This window comes from Kitasatospora sp. NPDC058032 (genome assembly GCF_042885845.1).
Lineage (GTDB): Bacteria > Actinomycetota > Actinomycetes > Streptomycetales > Streptomycetaceae > Kitasatospora.
Window position 1 is genome coordinate 303,418 of the sequence record NZ_JBHVRK010000006.1, and the last position, 15,153, is coordinate 318,570.

Annotated in this window: 1 protein-coding gene; it reads left to right on the forward strand. The window is 75.6% G+C overall.

Annotated elements, in window-relative coordinates; genetic code table 11:
* Window positions 1-11: 11 nt before the first annotated feature.
* Window positions 12-15,119, forward strand: coding sequence for a type I polyketide synthase (locus ACFVUH_RS13370; RefSeq protein WP_387913103.1), 15,108 nt, complete (start codon window positions 12-14; stop codon window positions 15,117-15,119).
* Window positions 15,120-15,153: the final 34 nt, after the last annotated feature.

Below are 15,153 nucleotides of genomic sequence, written 5' to 3' on the forward strand. Positions count from 1 at the left end.
AGCTGGCACTGATGTCCGACGACAAGAAGCTGCTCGACTACCTCAGGCGCGCCACCGCTGACCTCGGTGACGCCCGGAGGCAGCTGCGCGAGGCCGAGCAGGCCCGCCACGAACCGATCGCCGTCGTCTCGATGGCCTGCCGCTATCCCGGCGGCGCCGACACGCCCGAACGGCTGTGGGACCTGGTCTCCCGGGGCGCCGACGCGATCTCCGCCTGGCCGGTGAACCGCGGCTGGGACCTGGAGGGCCTCTACGACCCGGACCCCGAGCGGTCCGGCACCTCCTACACCCGCAACGGCGGCTTCCTGCACGACGCGGCCGAGTTCGACGCGGAGTTCTTCGGCATCTCGCCGCGCGAGGCCCTGGCGACGGACCCCCAGCAGCGGCTGGCACTGGAGACCGCCTGGGAGGCGGTCGAGCGGGCCGCGATCGACCCCCGCACGCTGCGGCGCACCGGCACGGGTGTCTTCCTCGGGGCGATCGGCAACGGCTACGGCGCGGGCTCGCGCCACCTCCCCGATGTCCAGGGCCTGCTGGACACCGGGACCGCGAGCAGTGTGGTCTCCGGCCGGATCGCCTACACCCTGGGCCTGGAAGGGCCCGCGGTGACCGTGGACACGGCCTGCTCCTCCTCTCTCGTCGCCCTGCACCTGGCGATCCGCGCGCTGCGGGCGGGTGACTGCACGCTGGCCCTGGCCGGCGGGGTGTCGGTGATGGCGACCCCCGACGCGTTCGTGGCGTTCAGCCGCCAGCGCGCGTTGTCGGCCGACGGCCGCTGCAAGGCGTTCGGGGCCGACGCGGACGGAACCGGCTGGTCCGAGGGCGCCGGCGTCCTGCTGCTGGAGCGGCTGTCGGACGCCCGGCGCAACGGGCACCCGGTGCTGGCCGTCATCCGCGGTTCGGCCACCAACCAGGACGGTGCGAGCAACGGACTGACGGCGCCCAGCGGCCCGGCGCAGCAGCGGGTGATCCGTGCGGCGCTGGCGGACGCGGGCCTGACGGCGTCCGAGGTGGACGTGGTGGAGGCGCACGGCACCGGCACCACCCTCGGCGACCCCATCGAGGCGCAGGCCCTGCTGGCCACCTACGGCCAGGGACGGCCCGCCGAACGGCCGTTGTGGCTGGGCTCGTTGAAGTCGAACATCGGCCACACCTCGGCGGCGGCCGGCGTGGGCGGCGTCATCAAGATGGTGCTGGCGATCGAGCACGGCGAACTGCCCAGGACCCTGCACGCGGACCGGCCGACGCCCATGGTGGACTGGTCGTCGGGAGCCGTGGAAATCCTCTCCGAGGCCCGCGCCTGGGACGACACGGGACGCCCGCGCCGGGCCGGGGTGTCCGCCTTCGGCGTCAGCGGCACCAACGCCCACCTGATCCTGGAACAGGCCCCGGCGAAGGAAGCCGAACCGGTGGCCGACACCGCGGCCGGTGGCGATGCGCACCCGCTGCCCTGGGTGCTGTCCGGGCGTACCGACGAGGCGCTGCGCGACCAGGCGGCCCGGCTGCTGGCGCACCTGAGCGCCGGTCCCGGACCCGTGCGGGCCGCCGACACCGGCCGCGCCCTCGCCCTCACGCGTACCGCCTTCGAGCGGCGGGCCGTGGTCGTGGGCACCGACCCGGACCGGCTGATCGACGGCGTGAAGGCGCTGGCCGAGGGCCGGTCGGTGCCGGGGCTGGTGCGGGGCGACGGGGTGTCGTCGGGTCGTGTGGTGTTGGTGTTTCCGGGTCAGGGTTCGCAGTGGGTGGGGATGGCTGCGGAGTTGTTGGCCGGGTCGGAGGTTTTCGCGGGACGGATGGCGGAGTGCGAACGGGCTCTGGCGCCTTATGTCGACTGGTCGTTGACGGAGGCGTTGGGTTCGGAGGTGCTGCTGGCGCGGGTGGATGTGGTGCAGCCGGTGTTGTGGGCGGTGATGGTGTCGTTGGCGGAGGTGTGGCGTTCGTTCGGTGTTGTTCCGGACGCGGTGGTGGGTCATTCGCAGGGTGAGATCGCTGCGGCTTGTGTGGCGGGTGGTCTGAGTCTGGAGGACGGGGCGCGGGTGGTGGCGTTGCGTTCCCGCGCGATCAAGGTGCTGGCGGGTCGTGGTGGGATGGCGTCGCTGCCTCTGCCGGTGGATGCGGTGCGGGAGCGGATCGCCCCGTGGGTGGGCCGGTTGTCGGTGGCGGCGGTGAACGGTCCGTCGTCGACGGTGGTGTCGGGTGACGCGGACGCGGTCACGGCACTGGTGGAAGAACTGGTCGCGGAGGGTGTGCGGGCGCGTCTGATCGAGGTCGATTACGCGTCGCACTCCTCGCACGTGGAGGAGATCCGCGAGCGCCTGCTCTCCGACCTGGACGGGGTCGCTCCCGGGGCGGGCTCGGTGCCGTTCTTCTCGACGGTGACGGGTGGCTGGCTGGACACGGAGGTGCTGGACGCGGAGTACTGGTACCGCAACCTCCGTCGGACCGTGGAGTTCGGGCGGGCCACGGAGACGCTGTTGGGGGAGGGCTTCCGGTTCTTCATCGAGTCCAGCCCGCACCCCGTGCTCACCTTCGGTGTCCAGCAGAGCGCCGACGAGGCCGACACCGCCGGCTCCGCGCAGGGCCCCGCCGTGGTCGTGGGCACGCTGCGGCGCGGCGAGAGCGGCCTCGACCGCTTCCTGACGTCCCTGGGAGAGGCCCACGCGGGCGGTCTGATGCCCGACTGGGACCGGGTGTTCGCCGGACACCGTCCGGACGGCGTCTCCCTGCCCACCTACCCCTTCCAGCGTCGCCCGTACTGGCTGGAGGACACCGGCCCCGCGGCGGGCGGTCCTTCCCGAACGTCCTCGGAGGGCGACGACTTCTGGGAGGCCTTGGGCGGGGGTGATCTGGACCGGTTCGCCACGGCCCTCGGGGTGGCGCCCGAGGACCCGCTGAACGTGGTGCTGCCCGCGCTCGCCACCTGGCGCGACGAGCGCACCGAGCGTTCGGTGCTCGACTCCTGGCGCTACCGCGTGACCTGGCGAGCCCTGCCCGAGGGCCCTCCGGTCCCACTGGACGGCAGCTGGCTCGTCCTGTCGTCGGACGGTCAGCCCGAGGACGGGGTGCGCCGGTCGGAGGCGGTCGTCCACGTCATGGAACAGGCCGGCGCCGCGGTGGTCCACGTACGGATCACCGAGGCGGAGGCCGACCGCGCCGTGCTGGCCGACCGGGTCCGCGCGTCCCTCGACGCGCTGCCCGGCCCGGTGACGGGAGTGCTGTCGCTGCTGGGCCTCGACGAGCGCCCGCACTCGGCGCACCCCTCCGTCCCGCTGGGCACCGCGCTCAACCTGGCCCTGGTGCAGTCCCTCGGCGACGCCGGGATCGGCGCGCCCCTGTGGTGGGCGACCCGGGGTGCGGTGTCGGTCGGGGGCACGGACACCGGGAGCGCGGTCAGCGCCGCGCAGAACCTGCTCTGGGGTCTGGGCCGGGTCGCCGCGCTGGAGTTCCCGCAGCGCTGGGGCGGTCTGATCGACCTCCCGGAGGTCCTGGGCGCGGACACCGCATCGCGGCTGTGCCGGGTGCTGGCCGGTGAGGCCGGGGACGAGGACCAGGTGGCCGTACGGGCCACCGGCTGCCACGGCCGGCGGCTGGTCCGGTCCGCCCTGGGCGACACCGCGCCGCGGCGGAGGTGGCAGCCCGGGGGCACCGTGCTGATCACCGGCGGTACCGGCGGGATCGGCGCGCAGATCGCGCGCTGGCTGGCCCGGCGGGGAGCCGGGCACCTGGTGCTGGTCAGCCGGCGCGGCGTGGACGCGCCGGGTGCGCCGGAGCTCTCCGAGGAACTGGCCGCCCTCGGCGCCCGGGTCACCCTGGCCTCCTGCGACGTCGCCGACCTGGAGGCCCTGCGCGCACTGAAGGACGGCCTCGAACAGGACGGCCACCGGATCAGTACCGTCTTCCACGCCGCGGGGGCCGGGCTGCTGGTGCCACTGCCCGCCACCGACGCGGACGAGTTCGCCGGCACCCTCCACGCCAAGGTCGGCGGGGCCAGGAACCTGGACCTGCTCTTCGACCGGGACACGCTCGACGCGTTCGTGCTGTTCTCCTCCATCTCCGGGGTGTGGGGCAGCGCCGTCCACGGCGCCTACGCCGCCGCCAACGCCTATCTCGACGGCCTCGCCGAGGACCGCAGGAGCCGCGGCCTCGCCGCGACCTCCGTGGTGTGGGGGATCTGGAACCCCGAGGGCGGGGCCGGGATGGCGGCCGAACTGGCGGAGGAGACCCTGCGCGGCCACGGCGTGCTCTTCATGCCGCCCGCGGTCGCGATCACCGGGCTCCAGCAGGTCCTGGACCACGACGAGACGGTGGTCGTGGTCGCCGACATCGACTGGGACCGCTTCGCGACGGTCTTCACCTCGGCGCGCCCCAGCCCACTGATCGGGGAACTCCCCGAGGTGCGCACCGCGCTGGCCGCCGAACCGGAGACCGGCGGGGCCGGGGCCGAGGGCACGCCCTCGGCGCTGCGTGACCGGCTGGAGCCGCTCCCGCCGGCCGAGCGGACCCGGGCGCTGGTCGACCTGGTCCGGACCCACGCGGCCGCGGTCCTCGGCCACGACTCGCCGGACGCGGTCGCCCCCGGCCGCGCCTTCCGCGACCTGGGCTTCGACTCCCTGACCGCCGTGGACATGCGCAACCGGCTCAACACCGCCACCGGCCTGCGGCTCCCGGTCACCGTCGTCTTCGACTACTCGTCGGCGACCGCGCTCGCCCGGCGCCTGGAGACCGGACTGCTGGGCGCCGCCGAGGAACCCGCCACCGTCCGGCAGCCGCCGTCGGTGGCACCCGCCGCGGACGACGACCCCATCGTGATCGTCGCCATGAGCTGCCGCTACCCCGGCGGCGTACGCACCCCCGAGGACCTGTGGCGCCTGGTCGCCGACGGGCGCGACGCCGTCTCCGGGCTGCCGTCCGACCGGGGCTGGGACCTCGACGCGCTGTACGACGCGGACCCTGACCGGCCCGGCAGGAGCTACACCGCCGCGGGCGGGTTCGTCAGGGACGCGGACCGTTTCGACCCCGGATTCTTCGGGATCTCGCCGCGCGAGGCACTGGCCATGGATCCGCAGCAGCGACTGCTGCTCGAAACCTCCTGGGAGGCGATCGAGCGCGCCGGAATCGACCCGGCGTCCCTGCACGGCACCCCGACCGGGGTCTTCGCCGGCGCCTCCTACCAGGGCTACGGCGGCACCCTGCGTGACATTCCCGAGGAACTGGAGGGCCTGTTCATCGCGGGCATCTCCACCAGCGTCCTGTCCGGGAGGATCGCCTACCAACTCGGCCTCCAGGGGCCCGCCGTGACCGTGGACACGGCCTGCTCCTCGTCACTGGTGGCGGTCCACCTCGCCGCGCAGTCGTTGCGCTCGGGCGAGTGCGCGCTGGCACTGGCGGGCGGCGCCACGGTGATGGGCACCCCGCTGTCGTTCACCGGCTTCAGCCGGCAGCGCGGGCTCGCCGAGGACGGGCGCTGCAAGTCCTTCGCCGCCTCGGCGGACGGCTTCGGGATGGCCGAGGGCGTGGGCCTGCTGCTCCTGGAACGCCTCTCGGACGCCCGCCGCAACGGCCACCCGGTGCTCGCGGTGCTGCGCGGCTCGGCGATCAACCAGGACGGCGCGAGCAACGGGCTGACCGCGCCCAGCGGCCTGGCCCAGCAGCGGGTGATCCGCGACGCGCTGGCCAACGCCCGGCTGACGGCCGCCGACGTGGACGCCGTCGAGGCGCACGGCACCGGTACCCGGCTGGGCGACCCGATCGAGGCCGACGCGCTGCTGGCCACCTACGGCCAGGACCGGCCGGCCGACAGGCCGGTGTGGCTCGGGTCGCTGAAGTCGAACATCGGGCACACCCAGGCCGCCGCCGGGGTCGGCGGCATCATCAAGATGGTGCTGGCCATGGGGCACGGCGAGCTGCCGCGGACCCTGCACATCGACCGGCCGTCCCCGAACGTCGACTGGACGGCGGGCGCCGTCGCACTGCTGACCGAGGCCACACCCTGGCCGGAGACCGGCCGACCGCGCCGGGCCGGAGTGTCCTCGTTCGGCCTGAGCGGCACCAACGCCCATGTCGTCATCGAGCAGCCGCCCGCCGAGCCCGCACTCCCGCTGCCCGCCTCGCCGGCCGGGTCCGTACCCGCCGCCGGATCCGATGCGCCTGCCGGATCCGTATCCGTCCCCACCGCCGGGCCGTCCGCCGTGTCCGGTGCGACGGATCCGGACACTCCGCAGGCCGCCGTCCCGTGGGTCCTGTCCGGGCGGACCGCCGAGGCGGTGAAGGCCCAGGCGGAGCGGCTGCACGCGTACCTGACGGAACATCCGGAGCTGTCGCCCGTCGACGTCGGCTACTCCCTGGCCACCACCAGGACCGCCTTCGAGCACCGTGCGGCCGTCGTCGGCGACGACCGCGCGACCCTGCTGGGCGGCCTGGCCGCGCTGGCCGCGGGAGACCGCGCACCCGGCCTGGTCGAAGGCACCGTCGCCCGATCGGCCAGGACCGTCTTCGTCTTCCCCGGCCAGGGATCCCAGTGGGCCGGCATGGCCAGGGAACTGCTCGACCACGCCCCGGCCTTCGCCGACCGGATCGCGGCCTGTGAACGCGCCCTCGCCCCGCACCTGGACTGGTCGCTGCTCGCGGTCCTGCGGGAGGAGCCCGACGCGCCCCCGCTGGACCGGGTGGACGTGGTGCAGCCGGTGCTGTTCGCCGTCATGGTGTCGCTGGCCGCGCTGTGGCGGGCGCACGGGATCGTCCCCGACGCGGTGGTCGGCCACTCCCAGGGGGAGATCGCCGCCGCCTGCGTGGCCGGCGCGCTCTCGCTGGACGACGCGGCCCGGATCGTCGCCCTGCGCAGCCGGGCCCTGCTGGCCCTGACCGGACGGGGCGGCATGCTGTTCGTGCCGCAGCCGGTCGAGGCCGTCCGCGACATACTGTCCGCCGACTACAGGGCACTCGACGTCGCCGCGGTCAACGGGCCGACGTCGGTGACGGTCTCCGGCGACCCGGCGGCACTGGAACGACTGCGCGAGCAGTACTCCGAGGCGGGCGTCCTGACCTGGCCGGTTCCCGGCGTGGACTTCGCCGGACACTCGCCCCAGGTGGAGGAGCTGCGGGAGGAACTGCTCACCCTCCTCGGCGGCACCGCGCCGCGGACGTCCGACATCCCGTTCTACTCCACGGTCAGCGGCGGCCCCCTGGACACCCTGGCCCTGGACGCCGCGTACTGGTACGAGAACCTGCGCCGGCCAGTGGAGTTCGGACGGGCGGTCGACGCACTCATCGCCGACGGACACCACACCTTCGTCGAGTGCAGCACCCACCCCGCGTTGACCGTCTGGCTCCAGCAGGCCGTCGAAGCGGCCGGGGCCGGCGACGGAGCCGTCGTCGGCACCCTGCGCCGCGCCGAGGGCGGCCCCGGCCGCTTCCTCGCCGCGCTCACCGAACTCCAGGTGCGTGGACTGCCGGTGGACTGGGGCACGGTGTTCGCCGGGACCGGCGCGCGCAAACGACCCCTGCCCACCTACGCCTTCCAGCAGCAGCGCTACTGGCTGGACACCACCCCGGACCGGCCCGCCGACGCCATGACCGGCACCGGTCCGGCCGACTCCGGCTTCTGGGAGGCGGTCGACCACGGTGACCTGGACGCCCTCGCCACCACCCTGCGGGTCGAGGACGGGGAACTGAGGGCCTCCCTCGCCTCCCTGGTGCCCACCCTCGCCGAGTGGGCACGCGGCCGGGCCGCCGACCGGACCGCCGACAGCTGGCGCTACCGGGTCTCCTGGAAGCCCCTGCCGGCACCCGAGCAGCCCCGGCTCACCGGCAGCTGGCTCGTCGTCGCCCCGGCCGGCGCCGCCGACGACCCGGCCGTCGCGTTCGCCGTGGACTCCCTGCGCGGACACGGCGCCGCACCCGTCCTGGTCGAGGCGGGCCCCGACGCGACCGACCGGACGCGGTTCGCCGCACTGCTCCGCGACGCCCACGACCACACCGACGGGCCGCCCGCCGGAATCCTGTCGCTGCTCGCCCTGGCCGAAGAACCGCACGGCGACGGATCGGCGCTTCCCCGCGGCCTCACCCTGACGGTCGCACTCCTCCAGGGCCTGGGCGACCTCGGCACCGACGCCCCGCTCTGGTGCGCCACCCGGGGCGCGGTGTCGGTCGGCCGCTCCGACCGGATCGACAGCACGCTGCAGGCCCTGGTCTGGGGCCTCGGCGGGGTCGCCGGTGTCGAGTACCCGCAGCGGTGGGCCGGCCTGGTCGACCTGCCCCGACGGCTCGACGACCGGGCCGCGACCCGGCTCGCCGAAGCACTGACGAGCCCCGACGGCGAGGACCAGCTGGCGGTACGCGCCACCGGCCTCTACGGCCGCAGGGTCGTCCACGCCGGACTCGGTGACACCGCCCCCGTCCGCGACTGGACACCCGAGGGCACGGTCCTGATCACCGGCGGCACCGGCGGCCTCGGCGCCCAGATCGCCCTATGGCTCGCCCGCACCGGCACCGCGCACCTGCTGCTCACCAGCCGGCGCGGCGCACAGGCCCCGGGGGCCGCCGCCCTGCTGGCCGAACTGCGCGGACTCGGTGCCGCCGCCACCGCGGTGGCCTGCGACGTCGCCGACCGCGAGGCACTGGCGGAACTGCTCGCCGGCATTCCTGCCGAGCGCCCGCTGCGCGCCGTACTGCACACCGCGGGCGTCCTCGACGACGGGGTGATCGACTCGATCACCCCCGAACGCGCGGCCGGCGTCCTGCGCCCCAAGCTCGACGGCGCACGCAACCTCGACGCGCTCACCCGTGAACTCGACCTGACCGCCTTCGTGCTGTTCTCCTCGCTCGCCGGCACGCTCGGCGGCACCGGCCAGGGCAGCTACGCCGCCGCCAACGCCTACCTCGACGCGCTGGCCCGGCAGCGCCGCGACCTCGGACTGCCCGGCACCTCGGTGGCCTGGGGCCTGTGGGGCGGCGACAGCCTCGCCTCCGGAGCGGTCGCCGAACGGCTGATCCGCGACGGCCTGCCCGCCATGGATCCCGCCGCGGCCACCATCGCGCTGCGCCAGGCCCTCGACCACGACGACACGGCCGTCCTCGTCGCCGACTTCGCCTGGGACCGCTTCACCCGGGCGTTCACGGCGCTTCGGCCCAGTGCCGCCCTCGGGGACCTGCCCGAGGTACGGGACGTTCTCGCCGCCGTGAGCGGGTCCCGGAGCACGGCCGACGGCGCCGAGCCGCCGGCCCTGCGGCTGGCCGCACTTCCCCCGGCGGAACGGGACCGGGCGCTGCTGGACCTCGTCCGCCGCGAGGTCGCCGCCGTGCTCGGCCACCCCGGGCCCGAGGCGGTGGGACCCGACCAGGCGTTCAAGGACATCGGCTTCGACTCGCTGATCGCCGTCGAACTGCGCAACCGGCTCGCCGTGGCCACCGGCCTGCGCCTGTCGGTGACCCTGGCCTTCGACTACCCGACGGCCACGGCCCTGGCCGGACACCTGCGCACCGAACTGCCGGGCGCGCCCGCCACGGAGACGCCCGACGCTCCCGGGCAGGTGCCCGCGGCCGCCACGGTGCCCGAGGACGAGGCGATCGCCGTGGTCGCCATGAGCTGCCGCTACCCCGGCGGCGTCAGCACCCCCGAGGAGCTGTGGGAGCTCGTCGCGGGCGGACAGGACGCGATCACCGGCTTCCCCACCGGACGCGGCTGGGACCTGGACGGCCTCTACGACCCGGACCCGGACCGGGCCGGCAGCACCTACGCGCGGGAAGGCGGCTTCCTCCACGACGCCGACCGCTTCGACCCGGCCTTCTTCGGGATCTCCCCGCGCGAGGCGCTGACCATCGACCCCCAGCAGCGGCTGCTGCTCGAACTCTCCTGGGAGGCGTTCGAGCGGGCCGGCATCGACCCGCTGTCGCTCAAGGGCAGCGCGAGCGGCGTCTTCGTCGGATGCAGCCACCACGACTACGGGTCGCGCGTCACCGAACCCTCCGAGGAGTTCGAGGGCTACCTCGGCATCGGCAGCGCGGGCAGCGTGGCGTCCGGGCGGATCTCCTACAGCCTCGGCCTCGAAGGGCCCGCGGTGACCGTCGACACGGCGTGCTCCTCGTCGCTGGTCGCGGTCCACCTCGCGGCCCGGTCGCTGCGGGCCGGCGAGTGCTCGCTGGCGCTCGCGGGCGGGGTGACCGTGATGTCGACACCGGGCGCGTTCGTGGAGTTCAGCCGGCAGCGGGTGCTCGCCGAGGACGGCCGCTGCAAACCGTTCGCCGCCGCCGCCGACGGCACCTCCTGGGCCGAGGGCGCCGGACTGCTCGTCCTGGAACGCCTCTCGGACGCCCGGCGCAACGGCCACCCGGTGCTCGCCCTCGTCCGCGGCTCCGCCGTCAACCAGGACGGCGCCAGCAACGGCCTGACCGCCCCCAACGGACCGTCCCAGCAGCGGGTCATCCGGGCGGCCCTCGCCGACGCCGGACTGACCGCCTCCGAGGTCGACGCGGTGGAGGCGCACGGCACCGGGACCCGGCTGGGCGACCCGATCGAGGCCCAGGCACTCCTGGCCACGTACGGCCGGGAACGCGGCGCGCGGCAGCCGCTCTGGCTGGGGTCGCTGAAGTCGAACATCGGACACAGCCAGGCCGCCGCCGGAGTCGCCGGCATCATCAAGATGGTGCAGGCCATGCGGCACGGGGCGCTGCCGCGCACCCTCCACGTCGACGCGCCGACACCCCACGTCGACTGGTCGGCCGGCGCGGTCCGGCTGCTCACCGAGGACACCCCGTGGCCGGAGACCGGCCGCCCCCGGCGGGCCGCGGTGTCGTCGTTCGGAGTCAGCGGCACCAACGCCCACACCATCCTCGAACAGCCCACCGAGCCGGCCCCGGCCGCCGCCCCCGCGCCGACCCCTGACACGCCCGTCGCCCCCGCCCTGCCCTGGCTGCTCTCCGCCCGCGGCGCGGACGCGCTGCGGGAGCAGGCCGCCCGGCTGCTCCGGCACGTGGAGCACGCCCCGGCCCTCGACGTCGCGGACCTGGGCCGTTCCCTGGCGCTGAACCGCAGCGCCTTCGAGCACCGGGCCGCCCTCACCGGCACGGACCGGCAGACCCTGCTCGACGGGCTCACCGCCCTCGCCGCCGGCGAGCCGTCGGCGGACCTGGTGAGCGGTGTGACCGGCCCGGCCGCGAAGACCGCCTTCCTGTTCCCCGGCCAGGGCAGCCAGCGCACCGGCATGGGCGCCGAACTGTACGCGCGGTTCCCGGTCTTCGCCGACGCCTTCGACGCGGTCTGCGCGGAACTCGACCCGCTGCTCGACCGCCCGCTGCGGGAGGTGATCGACGCGGCGCCCGGCGAGCCCGGCCACGGCCTGCTGGACCGCACCGAGTACACCCAGCCCGCCCTGTTCGCCCTCGGTGTCGCGCTGTTCCGCCTCGTCGAGCACTGGGGCCTGCGCCCCGACCGGCTGCTCGGCCACTCGGTGGGAGAGCTGGCCGCCGCCCACGTCGCCGGGGTGTTCACCCTCCCCGACGCCGCGGCGCTGGTGGTCGCGCGGGGACGGCTGATGCAGGCCCTCCCGGCGGGCGGCGCGATGGCCGCCCTTGCCGCCGGGGAGGAGGAGGTACTGCCGCTGCTCGCGGGCCGCGAGAGCGAGGTCGGCCTCGCTGCGGTCAACGGCCCGGCCTCGACCGTGATCTCCGGCGACGCGGCGGCGGTGGACGAGATCGCCGCCGAGCTCGCCGCGCGCGGCCGCAAGACCCGACGGCTGCGGGTCTCCCACGCCTTCCACTCGCCCCTGATGGAGCCCATGCTCGCCGAGTTCCGCGAGGTCGCGGCACGGATCGTCGCGGGGGAGGCCACCATCCCCGTCATCTCCGACCTGACGGGCGAGCCGGCCACCGCCGAGCAACTCGGCTCACCGGACTACTGGGTGGAGCACGTGCGCGGTACCGTCCGCTTCCAGGACGGCGTACGCCACCTGGAACGCGACGGCGTGACCGCGTTCCTGGAACTCGGACCCGACGGCGCGCTCAGCGCCATGGGCCAGGACTGCCTGACCGGCGCCACCGGCGGTTCCGTGCTGGTGCCCCTGCTGCGCAGGGACCGGCCCGAAGCACCCGCGGCGACGGCCGCCCTGGGCCGGCTGCACGTCGCGGGCGTCCCCGTGGACTGGAACGCCGTCCACGCCGGCGGCCCGTCCCGCTCCGCCGTCGACCTGCCGACCTACGCCTTCCAGCGCGGCAGCTACTGGCTGCAGGCCGGCCTGCCCGCGGCCGGCCTGCCCGCGGCCGGACTGGTGACGGTCGACCACCCGCTGCTCGGCGCCGGAACGGAACTCGCGGACTCCGACGGGTTCCTCTTCACCGGCAGGTTCTCGGTCCGCAGCCACCCCTGGCTGGCCGACCACGGCGTCTACGAGGGCGTGCTGTTCCCCGCCACCGCGTTCCTGGAACTCGCGGTCCGCGCGGGCGACCAGGTCGGCTGCGACCAGGTCGAGGAACTGACCCTGGAGGCACCGCTGGTGCTCCCGGCGGGCGGAGCCGTCGCACTTCAGCTCACCGTCGGAAGCCCGGACGCCTCCGGCACCCGCCCGCTGAGCGTCCACGCCCGGGCCGCCGACGACGGCCCCGACGCCCCCTGGACCCGGCACGCGAGCGGCCTGCTCAGCTCCGCCGGAGAACCCGCCCCGGTCGACCCGGTGGACCCGGTGGACCCGGCGGACCCCGCGGCCTGGCCGCCGCCCGGAGCCGTCCCCCTCGACACGGAAGGCCTGTACGAGCGCTTCGCGGACGGCGGATTCGCCTACGGCCCCGCGTTCCAGGGCCTGCGCGCGGCCTGGCGGCTCGGCGACGAGGTGTACGCCGTCGCGAGCCTGCCGGAGGAGCAGCAGCCGGACGCCGCCGCGTTCGGCCTGCACCCGGCCCTGCTGGACGCCGCCCTGCACGCGCTGGTGTTCGACGTCCTGGAGGGACCCGCGCAGGGCTGGCTGCCGTTCTCCTGGAACGGGGTGCGCCTGCTCGCCTCCGGCGCCACCGAACTCCGGCTGCGGCTCACCCCCACCGGCCGCGACGCCGTCGCCGTACGGGCGACCGACGCCACCGGCCGGCCGGTGGTCTCGGCCCGCTCCCTCGTCCTGCGGCCCGTCTCGGCCGACCGCTTCAAGGCCACCCGCGCCGGACACCACGAGGAACTGTTCCGCCCGGAGTGGCAGGCCCTGCCCGAGCGTGCCGCGGCGGCGGGCTCCGTCCTCGGCCCGGAGTCCTGGACCGTGCTCGGCACCGGGACGCCCCTGCTCTCCGGCGCCGCACCGCTCCCCGGGCGTACGGTCACCGACCTCGCCGCGCTGTCCGCACTGCTCGACGCGGGCGCGCCGCCGCCCCGGCTGGTCCTGGCCGCCTGCCCGCCCGCCCCGGCCCCGTACGCGCCGCCCGGCGCCCTTCGCGACGCGGTCCACGACGGCCTCGGAACGGTCCTCGCCCTGCTGCGCGACTGGCTGGCCGACGAGCGCCTGACCGGCTCCAAGCTGGTCCTGGTCACCGCGGGTGCGGTCCCGGTGACCGGCGACGACGTCCCGGACCCGGCCCTGGCCGCACTCTGGGGCATGGTCCGCTCGGCGCAGACCGAGAACCCCGACCGCTTCGTCCTGCTCGACCTGGACGCCCACGAGACCCCGCCCGCCGTACTCGCCGAAGCCCTCGCCTCCGGGGAACCCCAGCTCGCGGTCCGGGCCGGGGCCGTCCACATCGCCCGGCTCGCCCGCGTACCGCTGGCCGCCACCGGACGCACTCCTGGCTGGGGCGGCGACGGAACCGTCCTGATCACCGGCGGCACCGGCGCCATCGGCGCCCACGTCGCCCGCCACCTGGCCGCCGAACACGGCGTCCGGCACCTGCTGCTGACCAGCCGCAGCGGCCCCACCGCCGACGGCGCGGCGGAACTCCTCGCCGAACTCGCCGCCCTGGGCGCGGACGCCGAGATCGCCGCCTGCGACGCCGCCGACCGCGACGCCCTCGCGGCCCTGCTGGCCGCCCTGCCCGCCGCACACCCGCTGACCGGGGTGGTGCACGCCGCGGGCGTCCTGGCCGACGGCGTCGTCGCCACCATGACGCCCGAGCAACTGGACGTCGTGCTGCGCCCCAAGGTGGACGCGGCGGTCAACCTGCACGAACTCACCGCCGACCTGGACCTGTCCGAGTTCGTCCTGTTCTCGTCCATCGCCGGAGTCTTCGGCGGCATGGGCCAGGGCAACTACGCCGCCGCCAACGCCTTCCTGGACGCACTGGCCCACCGGCGCCGCGCCGACGGGCTGCCCGGCCGCTCCCTCGCCTGGGGCCTGTGGGCCAACAGCACCGGGATGACCGGCGGGCTCACCGAGGCCGACCTGCGACGGATCGCCCGGGGCGGGATCGTCGCCTTCGACCCGGCCCAGGGACTGGCGCTCTTCGACACGGCCGGCACCCTCGACGAGCCGGTCGTCCTCCCGCTGCGGCTCGACACCGCGGCCGTCCGCGCCCAGGCCGCCACCGGCGGCGTCCCCGCCCTGCTGCGCGGTCTGGTGCGCCCCGGCGCCCGGCGCGGCGCCGCAGGCCCCGCCGCCGGCACCGGCGCCGACGGGCCCGAAGCCCTGAAGCAGCGCCTCGGCTCCCTCAACGAGACCCAGCGCGGCCGGGTCCTCCTCGACCTGGTCCGCTCCCACGCCGCCCTGGTGCTCGGCCACAGCGGCCCGGCCGCGGTCGAGCCCGGACGCGGTCTGCTGGAGGTCGGCTTCGACTCGCTGACCGCGGTGGAACTGCGCAACCGGTTGCGCGCCGCCACCGGTCACCCCCTGCCGGCCACCCTGCTCTTCGACCACCCCACCCCGGCCGCGATCGCCGGACACCTCGCCGCCGAACTGGTCCCCGACGCCGGGCCCGGCCCGGTCCCCGGCCTCGCCGAACTGGACCGCCTGGAGGACGCCCTCGCCGGCGCCCCCGACGACCCGGCGGACCGCGACCGGCTCGCCGGACGGCTCCGGGAGGTCCTGGGCCGCCTCGGCCTGGCGGTCACCGCGGCCGGCGGCGACGGCACGGCGGCGGACTCCATCGAGGACCGCATGGACGGCGCCAGCGACGACGAACTCTTCGACCTCATCGACAACGAACTCGGCCTGTCATGACACCGACCCGACACGCGAACCAGGACGGCGGCTC

Excerpts from the sequence above, each read along its gene's own strand:
- ACFVUH_RS13370 (WP_387913103.1), top strand. The coding sequence starts at position 12 with ATGTCCGACGACAAGAAGCTGCTCGACTACCTCAGGCGCGCCACCGCT.